Source organism: Methanofollis formosanus (assembly GCF_019633745.1).
GTDB classification, from domain to species: domain Archaea; phylum Halobacteriota; class Methanomicrobia; order Methanomicrobiales; family Methanofollaceae; genus Methanofollis; species Methanofollis formosanus.
Window position 1 is genome coordinate 1908553 of record NZ_CP037968.1, and the last position, 20711, is coordinate 1929263.

The following is a 20711-nucleotide window of genomic DNA, read 5'->3' on the forward strand; positions in this document are numbered from 1 at the left end:
CTACGAAGTGATCGGGACAAACCCATAAATAGGATGCATCTCAATTTTGAAATACATGATGGATGCAGGAGATCTCCAGTGCCTGAAGGTCGTTGCGCTCATGGGCGGTCTGCGGAGTTCTGCCTGGATGTCTTCGCAGTCTCTGGCCAATGCCCTGAACATCAGCCCTCAGACGGCCTCCCGCCGCCTCAAGGCTCTCGAAGCGGCCGGGTTGATCACGCGCACGGTCAGGACCGACGGGCAGTACGTGGCCGTCGCCCCTGCCGGAGAGGAAGAACTCAGGCGCGAGTACTCGGCGTACTCGCGGATCTTCTCGCCGGAAGGCGGGTACTATGTCCTGAAAGGGGCGGTGATCAGCGGCCTCGGCGAGGGACGCTACTACATCGACCATCCCCAGTACCGGGACCAATTCATCGAAAAACTCGGGTTCAACGCCTATCCGGGCACGCTCAATGTGCGCCTCGACCCGGAGAGTGTCCGGATGAAGCGCCGTCTCGAGGCCCTGGTCTGGATCGGGATCGAGGGTTTCGAGGCCGACGGCCGGTCGTTCGGGAGCGCACGATGCCTGCCGTGCCGGATCGGCGAGTGCCCGGCCGCGATCATCGAGCCCGGACGGAGTCATTATCCTGAAGAGATCATCGAGATCATCTCGCCGGCACCGCTGCGCGAGACCTTTGGTCTGCATGACAACGATATTGTTAGTGTGGAGGTAACCCATGATTGAAGACGCGTGTTCCGCCCTCAGAGAGGGCAAGATTGTTCTGCTCTACGACTTCGACGACCGCGAGCGCGAGACCGACCTGATCATCAGGGCCGACGCCGTCACGCCGAAAGACGTGTTGACGATGCGCCGCGACGGCGGCGGCCTCATCTGCACCGCGGTCCACCCCGAGGCGGCAAAGCGGCTCGGTCTTCCCTTTGCCTCCGACCTGATGCAGGGCTTCGGGGCGGTCGAACACCTCGGCGACATCCCGTACGACCGGAAAAACCACTCGTCCTTTTCGATCTGGGTGAACCACCGGAGCACCTATACCGGGATCCCTGACCGCGACCGGGCGACGACCATCAACGCCATCGCCGATCAGGTGAAGATATCGCTCAACGGCGGCGGCCAGAACTTTGCCGCAGAGTTCAGGACGCCCGGCCATGTGGCGATCCTCAGGGCGGCCGAGGGCCTCCTCGATGTCCGCCGCGGGCAGACCGAACTCTCGATCGCCCTTGCCGAACAGGCCGGGTTGACGCCGGCGGTCGTGGTCTGCGAGATGCTCGACGACGAGACCGGACTCGCCCTCACGAAAGAGGACGCCATGGCCTATGCGGAGGAGCACGGCCTCGTCTTCATCGAGGGGAAAGAGGTGCTTGAGCACTGGGAAGAAATGAACGCTGCCAGAAATGCTTGAATTTCTTCATTTATTTCTTTGAATCGGTATTTCCCGATTTTTTTATTATTTTTCTTTATGGTGTTTTTTTTATAGCAGTTGTCGAGGATCGCAACAGATAAATGGTCCTGAATTTTAATATTTTTTATGAAGAAAGATGCCGTGGCCTACCTTTCTACCCGGAAAAGGGGCGATATGGAGCATCATCGGGCAATTGTCGAAGAATTTTGCAAATATAAGTTTAGCATCAATAGGGTCTTCACCGACCATCGGGTGAACAGTATGCCACCCAGAAAACGGGAGGGTTATGGTGAAATGCTTGCGTATTGTCAGAAACACGGGATCAAATATGTCCTGTTTTTAAATCTCTCGTCGCTCTCCCGAAATCTCGACAACGGTCTCGAAGAACTGAAACTCCTCCTCAGCGAAGAAATCGTTCCATACTTCGCCGAAGACGATTTTATTGCGAATGTCGACGACCCGGCAGCGCGGGTGGGGGACTTCAAGAACTTCCTTGCCTACATGAACACCTACCGCGAGTTCGCCCGCAAGAACGTGTCGAACCATGTACGCCCCGCCTCCCAGCCGAAGGGCAGCATCGGCCGCCCGCGGGCCCTGAACGACGGGCAGATCGAGGCCCTGATCACGGTCAGGCGTTCGGGGATCAGCATCTCCCAGATCTGCCGGATGTTCAATGTGAGCAGGAGCACGGTCTCCAAGATCCTTGCCGACTATCCCGAGTTGAAGGGCGAGTGGAAAGGGGCGCAGTCGTCCTCCGAGGCAAAGAGCGAATAATCTTTTTTCGGGCCGGGAAATACTCCTGCTCGGGAGTGGGGATGGCGCGGGGAGAGACCCCCGGACCACACACAACTGATAGGATCAGGGACGGCATCATACTCTTCCGGATCTCTTCTGCTTATCACGATCTTCGACGTGGTCGTCCTGCTTCGATCCCTTCCCGGCGCGGGATCGAGGGTGTCACCTCAAGAAGGCCGGGATCAAACCGTTCCAAAAAAAAAAGTTCAGAGCTGGATCTGCCGGAGAGCCTCAAAGGCCATCCTCCGGTAGACCCCCAGGTCCACGCCGGGATACTGTTCCCGCGTGAGCGCGGCGTCCTTGCTCTGGTCGAAGTTCTCGATCCGGTTCAGCGTGCTTTCGGCGGCGTCCAGAACCCAGCAGTCCCGCATCTCCTTGTCGACGACCGTCACCGACTCGGCCCGCACCGAGACGAACTTCCTGCCGTCCGGTGCCTCGTAGACGTTGGGTTTGCCCACGATCGCCACGAATGCCGGCGGCTCGATCCTGGAGACCTGCTGCATCGCCTCCTGCTGGAAGGAGGAGGCGGTGACGAAGAAGATCCCGCTCGGGTCGGCGACGCGGATATTGTAGAAGATGTTCTGGTCGCCGCGCTTCTCCTTCTGGGTCATCGACCCGATGATAAAGACCCGGTTGCACCGCTCGCCGGTGGGCAGGAGCACGTAGGCTGGGCTCTTCTCGTCCTCGCCGTCCTTGAAGTGGTAGGTGGCCTCGCGCAGTTCCGACGCAAAGACCCGGCGGGCCGGTTCGCGCTCGTACCGTTGCTGGTTGAACCGTCCCTCACTCGGCATCTGCCTCACCTCCCAGGCGGTTGAGCAGTTCGGCATGTCGATCGGGATCGAAGGTGACCGGCGCACACCCCTTGATCAGGACCGTTTCGCCGAGATCGTTGCCGGTGCAGGTGAAATATCGTCCCATCATCGTATCCTTGAGGCGGTATAAGACGTCGTCCAGGCCCATCGGGCTGCTCTCGACCGTTTCGACCGCTTCCTCAAGCGTAAGCCCGGTCGCCGCCTCGACAACCTCGCGCTGCATCAGGATGTTGTGCGCCTTCTCCCCGTCGTCGAGGACGCCCTTGATCCGCAGGTCGTACCTGAAGCCGCTCTGCATCTCGTGCACCGGACAGTAGTTCATCCGTGAGAGAACGCGGTTGCATCCCTCCACCGGACAGCGCTTGATCACGCCCGAGCCCGGCCCGATGGTGATGATCGCGCCCTGGTAGGTCGCGCCGCCGGTGCCGACCTCGATCTCCCCCTCTTCATCGGGGAAACACTTGGCCTCGTTGAGGGTGATGCTGAGACGGCCCTGGAATTCGCTGACCGCGGCGTAAAAGATATTGTACACCGTGCCCGTCTCGAGGGCGGTGGCGTCGTCGTCCTTCCAGATGGTGAACTTGATCGTCCCCGACTCGTCGCCGACCAGTCCGGTCTGGAAGATCCGGTCGTGACGGGCCTCCCACTCCTGGACCATCTTCACCCGCATGCTGGCGACCCCCGGCCGCAGGTCGGCGACCCTGGTCATCTGCGGGATGGCCGCTACGTTCTCGTCAAGCAGGGTGATCGTCGTCCCGGCGTGGAAGTTCAGCTTCGGCACGCCCCGGTAATCATCCACGACCGCGGACTCGATCCGGTAGGACTGTCCCTCCTGGAGGAGAGGAGCGTTTGCCCGCGCCCAGGCCGTGAACTGGATCGCCCCGGTGGCGTCAGCGAGGATCCCGGTCTGGCTGATGGTGGGTGAGAAGGGTTTTGAGAGCCCGACGACTTTCGCCTCGATCGTCGCCCACTCGCCGGGGAGGAGCGACCCGATCTCGCGCTGTTCGGCGTTCTGACGGGGAATGCTCTCCAGGCCGTGCTCCTTTGCGATGTTCTCGATCACCGTCTTCTCGGCCTCCGCGAGGTTGACCCCGAACTGCTCTACAAGAATCCGGAGTTTCTTCTCAATGGCGGCCGCATCGACCTCGACAGACTGCGATTTGAACTTCTGGGAGATTCTTTCTGATGCTTCGGATAGGTCCATATACATCTCCACAGGAGCATCGGCGTCATGGGTATAAAGCTGATCGGGTGGGGTGTGAAAGTGATCCGCCGCCGTGTTTAAGTACTCCTGAGTTCAAATTCTGGATATGGCGATCACCGCTGACAGTACGATCCTGGAACTGCTCCAGGAGAAGCCGGAATCTGCAGATGTCCTGATGCGCTTTGGCATGGGCTGCCTTGGCTGTGCCATCGGCAGGGGCGAGAGCATCCGCCAGGCCGCGGCTGCGCACGGCATTCCGCTCGAAGAACTCGTTGCCGCGCTGGGCATTGAGGAGTAAAATAATCTATTTTTTCGGGTTCTCCTCAAGGGACGCCCGATATTTTTTGAGTTCTTTGAGGTTCGCCTCAGGATTGCGCTTGAAGTAGGCCGCGACCTCGGGTTCGTGGAGGAGGGTGCACCGGCTGCAGCTCCAGATCTGGCCGCCGCTTGAACTCTCGACCCAGTCGCCGAGCGACTCGTCGCGGCACGGGTAGAAAGGACAGTAACAGAAATCACAGACCTGCCCCTCGAAATGGCAGGGATAATACGGACACCCTTCGGGCTGCCACTCCACCCAGTGGTCGCCGCCGTACCGGCTGAAGATGAAATAGGTGGGACGTTCTCTGACGACCCGGCCTTCCTGCCGGTCGAGGGCCTCGCGCACCCCGTGGAGCACCGCGGCGTACACCCGGCGCCCGACCTCGGTGAAGGTGCCGGCATAGACGTGGTCGACCTCCCCCTCGGAGGCCACGACCACGGCGTCGGTCGTCGTCCCGGTGAAGGACCTTCCGGCCTCGCGCAGGGCCATCGCCTTCGCCTCGGTGGCGGTGATGATCGTCTCGAGGAGCGCCCCGTCGCCGAGTCCTTCCCTGGAGGTGACGATGATGTTGATGGTATGGGGCCGGGCAGGATCGGGGTCTGGGTTCGGGTTGGTGACCCCGGCGGTCACGAAGACGGTGATGAAGTCATATTGCAGGACACAGAGATGGCGCATCGAGACCGCGGTGAGCAGCCCGAAATAGTCCGGGCCGTACCCCCTGGAGGCGGCGAGCTCCCAGAGATACTTTGCCGGGTCGGTATGGTCGAAGTCGGTCGTGACCGTATGGTTGAAGATGGTCGTGACCCTCCCGACCCCGCCGGCGATCCCGGTACTCGCCGCTCTGAAGTCCCCCCTGACAAAGAGCGTGTCAGGAGTGTAGTAATACTTCATGCGACAGTGTACCGTACCCTGTCCTTAAGTTCCTGCTGTTTTCCGGCGTTCCACCCGGAGACGTCCTGGAGGTAACCGGTGACCCGGCTGATCTGGGTGACGTCGTGCGACCCGCACTCCGGGCAGACGGCGGCGCCGCAGAGGGGGCAGTAGTCGATGCCCGAGACGATCTCGTGGGAACAGTGGGTGTGGTCGAGGGGGCACATGATCTCGAGTTCGGTCTCGCCGCAGACCGGACAGGGGGTGCTCTCGACGACATGGTTACAGGTGTGGCACTTGTACCGCCGCTCTTCAACCGGGATATCCGTCAGTTTTCGGTATTTCTTCGCCAGCGCCAGGTGCTCGTCGCTCCACTGCATGCATTATCCTTCCAGTTGAAATTATATAGAGATTCGGACCCGACCAAAAGGGATGTCTCATCGGGGGACGGGTGGGCCGGTCTGAGAGGAAACCCAAGGTATATCATCCCCATTGGCCTATGGATCACTGATGCTGTACCCTACGGAACGTCTCTTTCTTCTGACGTTTTTGTTGATGATAGGTCTTGGAGTACCATGTATGGCAGGGAACGGTACCCTCGTGCCGGACCTGCCGATGGTAAACCAGAGTCTCGCCGCCTTCGATACCCTTTCTGAAGATGAAGTGCTGTATGTCCCTCCCGGCGCGGAGGACTACTCGGCCACCGCTGAATACCTGGTCTTCGGGGCATGTGCCGGATGTACGGGCCCGGCTGCCTCGGCGAAGACGGTTAAGGTCACCGCCTATCCGGTGATCGTCGACCCTGACCTGGCCGATCCGGTCCACCTGGGACGCGCCCACGGGGTGAAGGTCGACGTCTTCCCTGCGGGCGACCTCGAGACCTTTCAGGGATCGCTTGGCGGGTATGAGGCCGACGCGACCGCGATTGCCGGGACACTCTTCAACGGCGACCTCGGGACGAGGACCGCCTTCGTCGCTGTTTTCTTCAGGGACGGGACCCCCGGGAAATATACCGCGAGGTTCATTCTCAACGCTGCGGATGCCGCCAGGTTTGGCGACCAGTGGGAGAACGGATCGTACATCAGGCTCAGGGACTGGTCGGAGGCTTCGGTCCCTGCGGAGAAGGCACTTCTCGGCTACGAGAAACCCGGATTAGCACTGAAACCAACCGGTCCTGCTCAGGCCCAGGCGAAGATTCAGTTTCCGGAGTCCTGCGACGACGGAGCGTTGCGGCAGCGGATGTCCGAGACCGCCGACGACCTGGCGGCTACGGTGAGCGACCTCTCCCTCACGGCCGGTCGCGGGGACCACGCGAAAGCGGCCACCCTCGCGATGGGCCTGACCTGCTCGGCCCGGTCGTACGCCACCGACTTCAAAGGCCTGGAGGTCCCGGAGAGTTCGGAGGGAGCGAGGACTGATTTTGTCAGGGGGCTGGATGCCTATGTGGAGGCGGGTTCGGCGCTCTGGTATGGGGCCAAGTTCGAGAACTCGACGGTGTATGACGAGGGGGCAACCGCCCTCGCCGAGGCGCGGGACACCCTGAACGGAGTCCTCGGAGCCCTCAACCTCCAGACCCTCGACGATCCGACCCTTGAACTCGGGTCGACCGAACTCTACCCCGATGCCCTCCCGCTCGGGAAGGCGTATGTCTATGCCGATGCCGGCAAGGTGCATAAACTCTCGGTGAAGCCGGAGTCGTACAAGTACTGGAAGTCGTATTCCGTGAACGGAGAGGAGGTAACGGCACCGTACGGGAAGACGTTCTTTATGCTCCTGACAGAGGTCAACTATGTCGCCTATTACGGCGGCGGGAGTTCGAAGGTCAAGACGCCGGCACCCCAGGCCTTCAGCCTGCTCGCCGACGGCGAGACCTATACGCCGGCGAAGGTCTCGGCCTCCTATCTCAGGAACATCGGGACAGTCTACCAGAGCGTCAACCTCGACCGGGACGACCGCCGGGCGGTCGGGTACCTGATCTTCGAGGTGCCCGAGTCCTTCGACCCCGCGAACGCCCATCTCAAGGCGAACTTCGGGGCGGCAGGGTCGCCGGTCTGGGAGATCAGCTAAAAACTATTCTCTATTTTTATGCTCTCACAAAATCTTCTGGTTGGTCGGTTAGAAGTTTCAGGGTCGTCGGGTTCATGGCCGACCGGGTCGGGGTGCTCACGGAGGGGAAGGTGGTGGAGGGCTAGACCTCTGCTGGAAAGAGCGGTTAGAAAAGAACGAGCAGGCCGGGGCAGGCCCCGACCCGTCGCCTCAGAGGACTCATAGGGTTCGTCAGCGCCGGACGCACCGGCTCGGAACGGTCAATCTCATCATCGGCGATAGGGGGCGTAGACCCTTGCCGCCGCGGCCGGGTCCGCCGCACCGTAGATAGCGCGGCCGACGATCATGCCGTCGACGAGGGGTGCGACCTCGGCCGGGTCGCCGCCCTGTGCCCCGACGCCCGGGGAGAGGATCTTTCTCTCGCCGATCAGATCCCTTAACGCTCTGATCCTGGCGGGCCGCGTCGCCGGAGCGATGATCCCGTCCGCGCCGGTCTCCACCACGAGACGGCAGATCGCCTCGGGCACCCCTTCTGAGAAGAAGGTAAGGGCGCCCGGGTGGCTCATCTCTGCGACGACATAGCACTCGCCGCCATGGGTATGGGCGCTCTCCACGCATGCGACGACGGAGTCGGGGCCGGGGAAGGCCTGGGCGATGACCGCCGAGAACCCGGCCGCGAAGACCTGGTCGCAGATGAGGGTGTTGGTGTTGGGGATGTCGGCGACCTTGAAGTCGGCGATGAGCGGGATTCCGAGGTCCGCGAGGTCGCGGGCGATCCCGAGCCCGGCGCCGAGCACCAGGGGGTAGCCCACCTTGATCGCGTCGACGTCTTCTGCGCAGGCGCGGGCGATTCTGAGGGCGGATGCCCGTTCAGTGACGTCCAGAGAGAGGACGAGGTCAGTCATGCTCCTATGCTCCTTTGAGATGGTATTTAAGGTTGCTGAAATGTGACGTCCGGGGAGCGGACGAGTTCAGTCATGCTCCAGCCTCTCCAGGACCGCGGCGGTGATGAGGGGCAGGTTGATGGTCGCGTCGCCGTACACCGTGATCGCCGCGGCGTCCTCGTTGATCTTGCCCCAGGACTGTGCCTCGGTGAGGGTCGCGCCCGAGAGCCCGCCGAGGTCGGGACGGTCGCCGGTGAGCTGCACGGCGTAATCGAAGCCCGAGGGGGTGATGAGTTTGTTCTGGAAGATGAAGTTCTTCGGCACCCCGCCGCCCACCAGGAAGGCGCCGGCATGCTCGGCCGCGTAGCAGCGGTCGATGATATCTTTCATGTCGCCGAAGGCGTCGACGGTGATATGGTGCATCTGGTTGTAGAACCAGAACTGCAACCCGAGCATCGAGTCCTGGATCGCCGGGCAGAAGACGGGAATGTCGCACTTCGCCGCGGTCGCCAGGATCCCGTGGTCCAGGTGCTCGCCGATGTGCCGGAGAAGTCCCGAGATCGTGACCGTCGTTTTGTCGGGGATCTCGGAGAGACACTCCTGCATGAACTCCTCGAGGTGGATGAAGGCCTCGTCAGGGAGGAAGATGTCGTAGATCCGGTTGATCTCCTCGTGGCGCAGTTCGATGTCGTCGCAGACCGAGGTGCCGTGGTAGTGGTGGCACCCGATCGCCTCGATGGTGTCGTGGGTGAGGTTGGCGCCGGTCGAGACCAGGATGTCGATGTGACCGCGCTCGATGAGGTCGCTGACGACCCCGCCCATCCCGGCCGGGACCATCGCCCCGGCAAGCCCGAAGAACTTCGTCGCCGTCTCGTCCCTGAGCATCGCTTCGTAGATGTCGACCGCCTGGGCAAGCGCTCCGCCGTTGTATGCGCCCGCTCCTTTGATCGCCTGGACAAGAGCGTCGGCCGTCATGCCGGGAACGAGTTTGAGCTGCCTGACCGGGTCTCCGCATTCTTCTGTATTGGATTCCATAGAGCACCAGATTGTCTATGATCTTCGTCCCGTGATCCATTAACAGTTTTGACCAGGACAACCGGTGGAATAAAGGGCAGTGTGAGATTTTTCTTCAGGGGTGCGGAGGGGGAGGGAAGACGTGATGATCGGATGTGCCGCATTTATTTTATAGAATCGGGCATGAAGCGAGGGGGCGCCTCAAGCATATGGAATGAAAATTTTTCGTCGCTTGATCGCTCTTTTTCAAGACTGGAGACTCGATGGAGACCTCGTTCAATCGCCGCCCCGCCTATCCTCGTCGTGGGGGTCCGGGGGACGGCATCACGCGTGTTCTCTCCGAGAATAGATCAACTCTCTCCCTTCCTGGTTCTATCTTGGGGGTCATACCGGGGGTGAAGATGTGGTGATCAGAATATGCCGTCCCTTATCACCAGGTCTGTTCTGCTGTCTCGCGAGAAGATAGGGCGGGGGACGGCGCGGGGTGGTGTGATCCCCGGAATAATGATCGGCCCTTCCCGTCTCGGTTCTATCTTCGGGGTCATGAAAATTGAACGGCGTCATGATCTGAATTGCCGTCCCGCCATCACCGAACCTGTTCTGCTGTCTCGCGAAAAGATAGGACGGGGGACGGCATGGGGTGGCGTGATCCCCGGAATAATGATCGGGCCTTCCCGTCTCGGTTCTATCTTTGGGGCCATAATAACAGGACGGGTGTGATGATCGGATGTGCCGTCCCCTCATCACCGGATCTGTTCTGCCATCTCGCGAGAGGATAGGGCGGGGGACGGCAGGTCGTGTGATTCCTCTGTGAATAGATCGACTCTCTCCCTTCCCTGTTCTATCTTGGGGGTCATGCCGGGTGTGAAGATGTGGTGATCAGAATATGCCGTCCCTTATCACCAGGTCTTTTCTGCTGTCTCGCAAGAAGATAGGGCGGGGGACGGCATCACGCGTGTTCCCTCAGAGAATAGATCAACTCTCTCCCTTCCCGGTTCTATCTTGGGGGTCATGCCGACGGGAAAGCGTACTGATCAGAACGTGCCACTTTCATCGCACGATCTTTCTGCCGTCTCGCGAGAGGATAGGGCCGGCAGGGTGCATGACCCCTCTGAAAATTCAACAAAATCGAACCGAAAAAAGAGATATGTGATATATATTGTATTGGCGTTGTATCCGAATTCCCCAGTATATGATCCATTCATTGGCGGCGATATGGATCTATTATTGTAGTACCTTATATTGGGGGAGGTGCCTGACCCCCTACTATTGTATCCTGTATTTTTGCTCCACTTCTTCCGAGTTTCCGAGGCTTTTGCGTGTATGTGATCTCAGGAGCCGCCGTTTCCGGCGGCCCCTTCTTCTCTCCATGCTGGTGTCATCAAGGGACGAACGTTAGGGTGGAGATGTGCAGACCTTCACCGGTCGTCTTAGAAGGCGGCCTTGTAGATGGCCATGACCTCTTCCTTCGTCGCGATGCGCGGGTTGGTGAGGGAACAGGCGTCCTTCATGGCGTTGTCGGCCAGGGTCGGGATGTCCTCTTCCTTGGCACCGAGTTCCGCCACGCCTGACGGGATACCGACGTCAGCAGAGAGCTTCTGGATGGCGGCGATGGCCTTCTCTGCGGCTTCCATGGTGGAGAGCCCCTCGACGTTCTCGCCGAGTGCCTTCGCGATGTCGACGAAGCGCTCGGGTGCGGCGAGCAGGTTGAACTTCTCGACGTGCGGCAGGAGGATGGCGTTGCAGACACCGTGCGGGAGGTTGTAGAACCCGCCGAGCTGGTGGGCCATGGCGTGGACGTAGCCGAGGCTGGCGTTGTTGAAGGCGATGCCGGCGAGGTACTCGGCGTGGGCCATCATGTCGCGGGCCTGGATGTCGGTGCCGTTGGCGACGGCCGGGCGGAGCCACTTGCTGATGAGCTCGATCGCGCCGATCGCGGCGGCGTCGGTGGTCGGCGTGGCGATGGTGGAGACGTAGGCCTCGACGGCGTGGGTGAGGGCGTCCATACCGGTGGCGGCGGTGAGTGCCGGCGGCATGCTGACCATCAGTTCGGGATCGTTGATTGCCACGTTCGGGGTCATCTTCCAGTCGACAAGGACCATCTTGACGTGCCGGCGGGTGTCGGTGATGACGGCGAAGTTGGTCATCTCGGATGCGGTACCCGCGGTGGTGTTGACGGTGATGAAGGGCGGCAGGGCTTCGGCGACCTTGGCGACACCCTCATAGTCGTAGATCTCCCCACCGTTGGTGGCGACGATGCCGACACCCTTGGCGCAGTCCATCGGAGACCCGCCGCCGACGGCGACGATCATGTCACAGGCTTCCTTCTTGTAGATCTCGGCACCCTCGTGGACCGAAAGGTCGGTCGGGTTGGGCTCGGCGCCTGCGAAGACGTGGAAGTCGACACCGGCTTCCTTGAGGAGAGCACCGACATCTTCGGCGAGTGCCTTGCCGTGGCGACCCTTGCCTGAAACGATCAGGGCCTTCTTGGCGTTGAGCATCTGTGCCCAGGTTCCGATCTCCTTCACTGCACCAGCGCCCATGAGGGCGACTGCCGGGTTCAGATATGTGTATACCATTATTCCCACTCCATTTGAGGACGCTCTGTTGTTCCGAGCATCCTATGATCGAAGACTCCACATGGGGCGATATAAAGGGTGGAGATTTCATTCCAGGTCTACGTGCTTTTATATGATTTATTTATAATGATTAATCCTTTAATTATCAAAAGGTTGGCAAAACGGGCATGAATGTCCGTGCAACCCTCTCGAGATCTCCATTTATACTATAATGGTCTATGATGGTAATTTGTGGCCAGAACTCTGATATGCCATGAAAAATCATGAAAAATGGCGATTTTTGCGGGAGAATTCCGGTATTTTTGCTGCGCGGCCACTTCGAAATCTGCGCGCTCCCCGGGGGGGTGGCGGGGGGTGCCGCACCCGCCGGGATGGCGTGTACTCGGGTGGTGACGGGTTCAGAAAGGGAAGTGAACAATATGTGAAGGAGGATAATTTGAAAAAAATTGGTCGGGATGTATTTTATTTGAAGTAGACCCCGACGTCCCGCTTCTTGCTGAACCTAGCGATGTTGATGACAAGGGGCGTGATGGCCTCGATGTACGGCGAGACCGCCAGCGGCCCGGCGTTCACTGCTTCAAGTTCGGAGATCGAGTTGACCAGTTCCATGGTCTTCTCCTTGGCATCCTCGTGGTCGGAGCAGACACAGACCGAGTAGTCGAGGGGCTCGGAGAGCTTCTGCCACTTGCCGGCCGGGATGTTGTTGAAGGCGGCGACGATCTTCGAGTCGGGCAGGAGCTTCTGGAGTTGGATGGCCGCGGAGCCTTCCTCGGGCGGGTTGTACTTGAAGTAGTCGGTCCTGATCATCGGGTTCATCAGGCTGACGATGATCTTGCCCTCGAGTCCGGTGAGGGAGTCGATGGTCCTCTCCAGGTTCTCGGCCGGGATCGAGAAGACGACGATCTCGGAGTTGTCCACGACGCCCTGGTTGGTCGTCGGGTTGAGGTCGAAGGGGAGGCCGAGGACCTTGAGAGCGTAGCCGCACATCTCGCAGGCGGCCTGGGCCTTCTCTTCTTTGCGCGATCCGATATAGACGGTGTGGTTCTGCGAGAGCCGCAGTGCCATACCCTGTCCGATTCCACCGGTTCCACCGATTATTCCTACTTTCATGGTCGATGTGTGGCTTTCCGGCGGTAATTATTATTTTCGGTTTGCAATCTTTCCAATATGTCTAAATATTTGCTAAAAATCGTGAAGAATTGATTGGGCGGCGGATCGGCGGATATATCAACAATCAGAAGGATTTAAAGCCCCGGACCTCCGCCTGATTCCTGGCCTCTCGAAGGGCGGGAGGCCCTCCTCCCGGCCTGCACTCCCGGGCTCGGGTGATGGAAATCTCCTCAAAATGCTCCCCGATCGGCTGCGCGCCCCGCTGGGGTCGGTTCGTTTCTGGCTGTCGTTGGCCCGCTCCATCTCTCTCTGGAGAAATAAATTCTAATCTTTTAAAAAAATAATGATCACGTTATACTGCATTTATCCTGTTTAATCATGAAAAACACCCTAATACGCAGGGATATCAACAGACGTAAATAGTTGAAGATTTTTCATTAATTAGACCCAGATCATATCAATATCATGGAGGGTTTGAAACGACAGAGACACAAGAACAGATACTGACGGTGCGTCAGATCATCGAAGGCTACCCCAAAGAGCCTCGCTATCTGCTCGCAGCGTTACAGGATATCCAGGAAAATCAAACGTACCTGTCTGTCGAGTCGATGAAGCTGGTCGCCGAGTATCTCGGCGTTCCAGAGAGCCGGGTCTTCAGTGTCGCTACTTTTTACAAAGCGCTCAGCCTTGTCCCCCAGGGCAAGAAGGTAATCAAGGTCTGCAACGGCACGGCATGTCACCTCCGCGGTGCGCCCAAGCTCGTTGAGGCCCTGGAACAGGAACTTGGCATCAAGAACGGCGAGACGACCGAAGACGGTCTCTTCACGATCCAGACGGTGAACTGTGTCGGAGCCTGTGCGATGGCGCCGGTGGTCATGGTCAATGACCGGGTCTACGGAAAGGTGACCATCTCACAGATTCCGGAAATTATTGAGGAGGAGAGGAAAGATGCGGCTTGAGACGATAAAAGACCTCGAAGAATACCGTGCAGGGCTTCTTACCTCTGCGCCTGATGTTCCCCGCATCTGGGTCTGTGCGGGGCCAGGCTGTCTTGCCAACGGCAGCATGGAGATCTACGAGGCCTTCATGGCATATGCCGACGAGCACGACCTGAAAGCCGACATCGACCTCAAGGCCGAAGCCACCGGTTGCCAGGGGCTCTGCGAGCGCGGTCCCCTCGTCACCGTCCACCTCGCGAAGGACGCCGACGAGATCTTCTACCAGCATGTCCGGGTCAAGGACGTCGCTGAGATCATGGAGAAGACCGTCCTCGGCGGCAGCATTGTCGACCGGCTCCTGTACCGCGACCAGGCGACCAAGTCGAAGATCGCCTCGACCAAGGCCATCCCGTTCTACGCACACCAGAAGAAGATCGTCCTGAAGAACTGCGGGCACGTCAACCCGCTCTCCATCGACGAGGCCATCGCCGCCGGCGCCTATGCCGGACTTGCGAAGGCGCTCGCCATGGAGGCTGCAGAGGTCGTGAAGGTCGTCAAGGACTCCGGTCTTCGCGGCCGCGGCGGTGGCGGTTTCCCGACCGGCGTGAAGTGGGAGTCGGCCGCCGTCGTCGACGCCCCGCAGAAATATGTCGTCGTGAACGGCGACGAGGGTGACCCCGGTGCGTTCATGGACCGGGCCGTCATGGAAGGCGACCCGCACACCATGCTTGAAGGGCTTGCCATCGGCGGGTATGCCATCGGCGCGACGCGTGGCCTGATCTATGTCAGGAACGAGTATCCGATCGCCGTCGAGCACCTCAGGATCGCCATCGAGCAGGCGCACGAGTACGGCCTCCTGGGCAAGAACATCCTGGGCAGCGGTTTCGACTTCGAGATCGAGATCGTCCGGGGTGGCGGTGCATTCGTCTGCGGTGAATCGACCTCCCTCATGACATCCATCGAGGGCCGGGCCGGTGTCCCGCGGGTCAAGTACATTCGTTCGACCGAGAAAGGTCTCTGGGAAGGCCCGACCGTCCTCAACAACGTCGAGAGCTGGGCGAACATCCCGCAGATCCTGATCAATGGTGCCGACTGGTTCAAGAGCATGGGCACCGAGAACAACAGCGGGACCAAGGTCTTCTCGCTCGTCGGCAAGGTCAAGAACAGCGGCCTCGTCGAGGTTCCGATGGGCGTCACCCTGCGCGAGATGATCTACGACATCGGTGGCGGCGTGCTCAACGACCGCGAGTTCAAGGCCGTCCAGACCGGCGGGCCGTCGGGCGGTTGTCTCCCGGCAAGCGAACTCGACCGGCCGGTCGACTTCGATCAGCTCAAGGCCGCCGGATCCATGATGGGTTCAGGCGGGATGATCGTCATGGACGACCACACCTGCATGGTCAATGTCGCCCAGTACTTCGTCGACTTCCTGGTCGAGGAGTCGTGCGGCAAGTGCACCCCCTGCCGCGAAGGGCTCAAGGCCATGCAGACGCTGCTCCACGGCCTCACCTCGGGCACCGCCAAACCCGGCGACTGCGCCCTGCTCAAGGAGATCGCCGAGCATGTGCGCGACACCGCGCTCTGCGGACTGGGCAAGACCGCCGCGAACCCGGTGCTCGCGACGATGAACTGGTTCCCCGAAGAGTACGAGGAGCATGAGAAGGAAGGCTTCTGTCGGGCCGGGGTCTGCAGCGGTCTCTATGACCTCGAGATCGATGAAGACCTCTGTACCGGCTGCACGCTCTGTGAGCGGGTCTGTCCGGCCGGTGCGGTCTCCGGCGAGAAGAAAATGACGCACACCATCGACAAGCACGCCTGTGCTACCTGCGGCTCGTGTATCGACGTCTGTCGGTTCAAGGCGATCAAGGTCGTGAGGAGGAGTGAGTAACATGGTTGAAGTGACGATCGACGGGCAGAAAATTGAGGTTGAGAAGGGAACGACCGCCCTGGAGGCGGCGCGTGCCCTGGGCATCGAGATCCCGACCCTCTGTTACCACGAGGGTCTGCCGCCCGACGGCAACTGCCGTCTCTGCCAGGTGGAAGTCACCGACCGCGGCCGCACCAGTCTGGTCATCTCGTGCATGTACCCGATCAAGGGACCGGTCGAGATCAAGACCGACACCGAACGGGTCCGCGACGCCCGCGCCTTTGTGGTGAGGCTCCTCCTCGCCCGCTCGCCCGACTCCCCGGTCCTCCAGCAGCTTGCGGAGGAGTACGGGGTCGAGCCCCTGGACGCACGCTTCGTCCCTGAAGGCGAGAGCGATCTCTGTATCAGGTGCGGTCGGTGTGTCCGGGCCTGCGCCACCCTCGGCAACGACTGCATCGAGTTTGTCTGGCGTGGCTGGGAGAAAGAGGTGAACACCCCCTTCAAGGAGCCTTCGAAGACCTGTATCGGCTGCGGCTCCTGCGCCCAGGTCTGCCCGACCGGTGCGATCCGCGCCACCACGGACGGTCTCACCCGGACGATCTGGGGCCGGACCTTCGACCTCGTTGCCTGTGAGCGTTGCGGCGATCATTTCGCGACGCCTGAGCAGCTCGAGGCCGCCAGGCAGGAGTTCGAGGAGGCGGACGGGCGCGTGCTCTGTCAGCGGTGCCGCAAACTCGAGCAGGCGCGTGCGGTCGCGTCTGGCCTGGGAGCGCACGAAGAGAGTTGAAGGAAGGTTAACTAAACCCCTTCACCTCTGTTCAAGATCTAATCGGGGTATGTTGACTATTCTCACATAATTTATCATTAAAAATTAAATATTCGCTCATAAAATCTCGATTGATCATAGAAATGATTAAATAAACAATATGTTAATCCTCAATCTGTAGGAGTGTACAACCATGGAGAAAACTGAGAACCTGCTGCTGATCACCCCTGAGCGGTGCATCGGCTGTGGGACCTGCGAACTGGCATGCTCCATCGGACATGTCGACGAATTCAAGCCGACTGTCGCGAATATCTCGGTCCTCAGATTTGAGGCCGGTGTGAACGTGCCCATGGCCTGTCTGCAGTGCGACAAGCCCGCCTGTGTTGCTGCGTGCAAGAGCGGCGCCCTCGAGAAAGACCCCGCTACCGGCCTTGTCAGCGTCAACGGCGCCAAGTGTATCGGGTGCCGGATGTGCGTGATGGCCTGCCCCTTCGGCAACATCACCTACAACGCTGCTGCAAAGCAGGCCCTGAAGTGTGACCAGTGCGGCGGCCACCCGATGTGCGCCGAGTTCTGCCCGGCAAACGCCATTGAATACCTGCCCGCCGACACCGCCACCGTGCAGAGGAAGAAGGCGTTCGCTGCAAAACTTGCCGCCGGTATCTCGGAGGTGAATGTATAATGTATGGATGGACTGGAACGGTGCTCCGCGTCAACCTGACCGAGGGCACGGTCAAGAAGGAACCCCTCAACAAGGACTTCGCAGAGAACTACATCGGCGGGCGTGGGCTCGGCGAGAAGTACTTCATCAGCGAGGTCGACGCTGCGGTGGACGCGCTCTCCCCCGAGAACAAGCTCATCTTCGCCACCGGCCCGCTGACCGGGACGATGGGCATCTCCACCGGGCGCTACGACGTCGTCGCCAAGGGCCCGCTGAACAACACCCTCGCCTCCTCTAATTCCGGCGGCTACTTCGGCCCGGCGATCAAGTACGCCGGCTACGACCTGATCATCTTCGAGGGGAAGGCCGAGAAGCCGGTCTACCTCTGGATCAACAACGACGCTGTCGAACTCCGTGACGCCTCCCACCTCTGGGGCAAGACGATCTACGAGACCGACGACGCCGTGAAGGCCGAGACCGACCCCGACGCAGAGGTCGCCTGCATCGGCCCCGCCGGCGAGAAGCTCGTCCTCTTCGCCTGCATCATGAACGACAAGCACCGTGCCGCCGGCAGGACCGGGATCGGTACGGTGATGGGCTCCAAGAACCTCAAGGCCCTTGCCGTCCGCGGCACCGGCGGGATCAAGGTCGCCGATAAGGAAGGCTACCTCAACGCCGTCCGCGCCGCCAGAAAGAAGATCGCTGAGAACCCGGTCACCTCCCAGGGTCTGCCGACCTTCGGGTCCAACATCCTGGTCAATATCATCAACGAGTCCGGTGCGCTCCCGACGAAGAACTGGCGTGAAGCCTACGACCCCGAAGCCGACAAGATCTCCGGCGAGACCCTCAGCCGCGACAACCTCCTGCACAACAAGGGGTGCGCCTCCTGTGTCATCGGGTGCGGGCGTGTCGCCAAGGCCAAGGGCCGGTTCAACGAGATCGGTGAAGGGCCCGAGTACGAGTCGGCCTGGTGCTTCGGCTCCGACTGTGGCATCCACGACATGGACGCCGTCCTGAAGGCGAACTTCCTCTGCAACGAACTCGGGATGGACACCATCTCCCTGGGCTCGACCATCGCCTGTGCGATGGAACTTGTCGACATCGGCGCTCTCGAGGGCGAGAAGACCGGGTGCGACCTCAAGTTCGGCAACGCCGATGCGATGGTCGAGATCACCCGCGCCACCGCCTACCGCGAGGGCTTCGGCGACGAGATCGCCGAGGGTTCCTTCAGGCTGGCCACGAAGTACGGCCACCCCGAACTCTCGATGACCGTCAAGAAGCAGGAGATGCCGGCCTACGACCCGCGTGCCGTGCAGGGTATCGGCCTGGAGTACGCCACCTCCAACCGTGGCGGCTGCCACGTCCGTGGCTACACCATCTCGCCTGAGATCCTCGGCCTCCCGATGAAGATGGACCCCTCGGTCACCGAAGGTAAGCCCGAGATCCTCAAGATCTTCCAGGACCTCACCGGTGCGCTCTCCGCCTCCGGTACCTGTCTCTTCGCCTCGTTCGCGATCGGCGCCGACGAGATCGCCGCCGAACTCGCGGCCGCCACCGGCGTCGAGTTCACGACCGAGAAGGTCATGGAGATCGGCGAGCGGATCTACAACATGGAGCGGATGTTCATCGTCAAGAACGGCTACTCCGGCAAGGACGACGCCCTCCCGCCCAGGCTGCTCAACGACCCGATCCCGGCCGGTCCGGCAAAGGGCAATGTCAACCACCTGCCCGAGATGCTGCCGCACTACTACGAGATCAGGGGTTGGGACGTCGACGGTATCCCGACGCAGAAGAAGCTTGAGGAGCTCGGCCTGGCCGACATGGCCTGAGCCCCTCCTTCTCATTTTTTTATCTGTTCTCTCTTTTTCAGGGGCCGGGACGGTGCAGTTCCTCCTGCATACTCCGGTTTCGGTCCGGTTCTCACCGGTCTCTCACATCGCCTCTTTGTAAATCTCTATGACCTCTTCCTTCGTCGCGACACGCGGGTTGGTGAGGTTGCAGATGTCCTTCATGGCGTTCTCGGCCAGGGTCGGGATGTCCTCCTCCTTGGCGCCGAGCGACTTGACACCCGGCGGGATCCCAATGTCGGCCGAAAGCCTTCTGATGGCGTCGATAGCTTTGTTTGCGGCCTCGATGGTGGAGAGTCCTTCGACGTTCTCACCGAGTGCCTTCGCGATGTCGACGAAACGTTCGGGTGCGGCGATGAGGTTGAACTTCTCGACGTGCGGCAGGAGGATAGCGTTGCAGACGCCGTGCGGCAGGTTGTAGAACCCGCCGAGCTGGTGGGCCATGGCGTGGACGTAGCCGAGGCTGGCGTTGTTGAAGGCGATGCCGGCGAGGTACTCGGCGTGGGCCATCATGTCGCGGGCCTTGATGTCGCTGCCGTTGGCGACGGCCGGGCGGAGCCATTTGCCGATGAGGCGGATGGCCATCAGGGCGGCGGCGTCGGTGGTCGGCGTGGCGATGGTGGAGACGTAGGCCTCGACAGCGTGGGTGAGGGCGTCCATACCGGTGGCGGCGGTGAGTGCCGGCGGCATGCTGACCATCAGTTCGGGGTCGTTGATCGCGACCTTTGGCGTCATCTTCCAGTCGACGAGGGCCATCTTGACGTGCCGACGGGTGTCGGTGATGACGGCGAAGTTGGTCATCTCGGATGCGGTACCCGCAGTGGTGTTGACGGCGATGAGCGGCGGCAGGGGTTTTCCGACCTGGCCTGCACCTTCGTAGTCGTAGATCTGTCCGCCGTTGGTGGCAATGATCCCGATGCCCTTGGCACAGTCCATCGGGGACCCGCCGCCGGCGGCGACGATCATGTCGCAGCCCTCTTTCTTGTACATCTCGGCGCCCTTGTGGACGGCGTTGTCGGTCGGGTTGGGCTCGGCGCCGGCGTAGATCACGAAGTCGACGCCCGAGTCCTTGAGGAGGGCGCCGACGTCCTCAGCGAGCGCCTTCCCGTGTTTCCCGATGCCGCAGACAATGAATGCCTTCTTTGCCCCGAGCATCTTGGCCCAGGTCCCGATATCTTTCACCGCTCCGGCACCCATGAGGGCGACCGGCGGGTTCAGAAAGGTGGATGTCATCTCTTTTTCCCCTCCGTATGGAGCACCGCAGTGGGTGCCCTATGAGGGTGAGAGATCCTCTGGGAACATAAAAGATTTTGCCAGGTCTGCGAGATTTTCCGGTTTTCTCCTCAAAATCTGTCTGAATCTCTTGAGGCCTCTGTCTCCTGCCAGCCGGGGTTGTGGGTCTCTGTTCTGAGGCTCAGGAGAAAAGGATCTGGTTTGGGGGTATGGAGTGGCTGAATGTTGTCGGTGTGGTCTTTTCTCTTCTGGGGAGGCATGGTCTTCTCGGGGTACAGGGGGGCCTGGACCTGCACTGTTCTGTCTTCCTCTATGTTCGCTTCGGGCGCTCGCGTCCTGCCCTCTCTCAGGATAGAAGGAGGAGGGCCG

The 20711-nt window shown here is 60.5% G+C and carries 19 protein-coding genes; 10 read left to right on the forward strand and 9 right to left on the reverse strand.

Annotation, left to right across the window (positions count from 1 at the left end):
* The first annotated feature begins 58 nt into the window (after positions 1–58).
* The 3 genes from E2N92_RS08740 (at position 59) to E2N92_RS08750 (ending at position 2174) form a co-directional block, all read left to right on the forward strand.
* Complete coding sequence (locus tag E2N92_RS08740) at positions 59–724, forward strand: DUF120 domain-containing protein (RefSeq protein WP_343222833.1); 666 nt, start codon at positions 59–61, stop codon at positions 722–724.
* Positions 717–1400, forward strand: coding sequence for a 3,4-dihydroxy-2-butanone-4-phosphate synthase (gene ribB, locus E2N92_RS08745; RefSeq protein WP_220680807.1), 684 nt, complete (start codon positions 717–719; stop codon positions 1398–1400). Before E2N92_RS08740 ends, ribB begins: the two co-directional genes overlap by 8 nt.
* Positions 1401–1526: 126 nt before the next feature.
* The gene (locus tag E2N92_RS08750) at positions 1527–2174 is read left to right on the forward strand and encodes a recombinase family protein (protein WP_220680808.1); all 648 of its coding nucleotides are present in this window, start codon (positions 1527–1529) and stop codon (positions 2172–2174) included.
* Positions 2175–2401: 227 nt separating this feature from the next.
* Here E2N92_RS08750 and E2N92_RS08755 read toward each other — a convergent pair whose 3' ends face one another.
* Both E2N92_RS08755 and E2N92_RS08760 read right to left on the reverse strand, forming a co-directional pair.
* Entirely contained in the window at positions 2402–2986 is a 585-nt protein-coding gene (locus E2N92_RS08755) for an RPA family protein (RefSeq protein WP_220680809.1), read from the reverse strand.
* On the reverse strand, positions 2976–4211 hold the full coding sequence (locus E2N92_RS08760) for a nucleotide-binding protein (protein WP_220680810.1): 1236 nt from the start codon (positions 4209–4211) through the stop codon (positions 2976–2978). The genes E2N92_RS08755 and E2N92_RS08760 overlap by 11 nt, the downstream gene beginning before the upstream one ends.
* Positions 4212–4317: 106 nt before the next feature.
* Here E2N92_RS08760 and E2N92_RS08765 point away from each other — a divergent pair, with 106 nt between their 5' ends.
* Complete coding sequence (locus E2N92_RS08765) at positions 4318–4509, forward strand: DUF1858 domain-containing protein (RefSeq protein ID WP_209631343.1); 192 nt, start codon at positions 4318–4320, stop codon at positions 4507–4509.
* A gap of 6 nt (positions 4510–4515) precedes the next feature.
* On the opposite strand, the gene E2N92_RS08770 is transcribed toward E2N92_RS08765, so the two are convergent.
* Together E2N92_RS08770 and nrdD are read right to left on the reverse strand one after the other, a co-directional pair.
* The gene (locus tag E2N92_RS08770) at positions 4516–5421 is read right to left on the reverse strand and encodes an adenosylcobinamide amidohydrolase (protein ID WP_220680811.1); all 906 of its coding nucleotides are present in this window, start codon (positions 5419–5421) and stop codon (positions 4516–4518) included.
* The gene (gene nrdD / locus E2N92_RS08775) at positions 5418–5780 is read right to left on the reverse strand and encodes an anaerobic ribonucleoside-triphosphate reductase (protein ID WP_220680812.1); all 363 of its coding nucleotides are present in this window, start codon (positions 5778–5780) and stop codon (positions 5418–5420) included. Before nrdD ends, E2N92_RS08770 begins: the two co-directional genes overlap by 4 nt.
* A gap of 199 nt (positions 5781–5979) precedes the next feature.
* On the opposite strand from nrdD, the gene E2N92_RS08780 reads away from it, so the two are divergent.
* Complete coding sequence (locus E2N92_RS08780) at positions 5980–7467, forward strand: hypothetical protein (RefSeq protein ID WP_220680813.1); 1488 nt, start codon at positions 5980–5982, stop codon at positions 7465–7467.
* A 248-nt stretch (positions 7468–7715) separates the two neighbouring features.
* Here the strand turns inward: E2N92_RS08780 and pyrF are convergent, their stop codons facing one another.
* The 4 genes from pyrF to npdG all read right to left on the reverse strand — a co-directional run bounded on the left by pyrF (position 7716) and on the right by npdG (position 13033).
* On the reverse strand, positions 7716–8351 hold the full coding sequence (gene pyrF, locus E2N92_RS08785; protein ID WP_220680814.1) for an orotidine-5'-phosphate decarboxylase: 636 nt from the start codon (positions 8349–8351) through the stop codon (positions 7716–7718).
* A 66-nt stretch (positions 8352–8417) separates the two neighbouring features.
* Positions 8418–9365 carry a deoxyhypusine synthase gene (locus E2N92_RS08790; protein WP_220680815.1) on the reverse strand — a complete coding sequence of 316 codons (948 nt, stop codon included), beginning with the start codon at positions 9363–9365 and terminating at the stop codon, positions 8418–8420.
* Between the two features lie 1409 nt (positions 9366–10774).
* Complete coding sequence (locus E2N92_RS08795; protein ID WP_220680816.1) at positions 10775–11923, reverse strand: iron-containing alcohol dehydrogenase; 1149 nt, start codon at positions 11921–11923, stop codon at positions 10775–10777.
* A gap of 462 nt (positions 11924–12385) precedes the next feature.
* Complete coding sequence (gene npdG / locus E2N92_RS08800; RefSeq protein ID WP_220680817.1) at positions 12386–13033, reverse strand: NADPH-dependent F420 reductase; 648 nt, start codon at positions 13031–13033, stop codon at positions 12386–12388.
* 503 nt (positions 13034–13536) lie between these two features.
* Here npdG and nuoE point away from each other — a divergent pair.
* The 5 genes from nuoE to E2N92_RS08825 all read left to right on the forward strand — a co-directional run bounded on the left by nuoE (position 13537) and on the right by E2N92_RS08825 (position 19091).
* On the forward strand, positions 13537–13992 hold the full coding sequence (gene nuoE / locus E2N92_RS08805; RefSeq protein WP_281425806.1) for an NADH-quinone oxidoreductase subunit NuoE: 456 nt from the start codon (positions 13537–13539) through the stop codon (positions 13990–13992).
* A complete protein-coding gene (locus E2N92_RS08810; protein ID WP_220680819.1) occupies positions 13982–15856 on the forward strand; it encodes an NADH-ubiquinone oxidoreductase-F iron-sulfur binding region domain-containing protein in 1875 nt (624 codons plus the stop codon). Before nuoE ends, E2N92_RS08810 begins: the two co-directional genes overlap by 11 nt.
* A gap of 1 nt (position 15857) precedes the next feature.
* Entirely contained in the window at positions 15858–16622 is a 765-nt protein-coding gene (locus E2N92_RS08815; RefSeq protein ID WP_220680820.1) for a 2Fe-2S iron-sulfur cluster-binding protein, read from the forward strand.
* A 172-nt stretch (positions 16623–16794) separates the two neighbouring features.
* Positions 16795–17283 carry a 4Fe-4S dicluster domain-containing protein gene (locus E2N92_RS08820; protein ID WP_220680821.1) on the forward strand — a complete coding sequence of 163 codons (489 nt, stop codon included), beginning with the start codon at positions 16795–16797 and terminating at the stop codon, positions 17281–17283.
* Positions 17283–19091 (forward strand): aldehyde ferredoxin oxidoreductase family protein, encoded by a 1809-nt coding sequence (locus E2N92_RS08825; protein WP_220680822.1) that lies wholly within the window; start codon positions 17283–17285, stop codon positions 19089–19091. Before E2N92_RS08820 ends, E2N92_RS08825 begins: the two co-directional genes overlap by 1 nt.
* Before the next feature lie 102 nt (positions 19092–19193).
* Here E2N92_RS08825 and E2N92_RS08830 read toward each other — a convergent pair whose 3' ends face one another.
* A complete protein-coding gene (locus tag E2N92_RS08830) occupies positions 19194–20342 on the reverse strand; it encodes an iron-containing alcohol dehydrogenase (protein WP_220680823.1) in 1149 nt (382 codons plus the stop codon).
* Positions 20343–20711 lie beyond the last annotated feature (369 nt).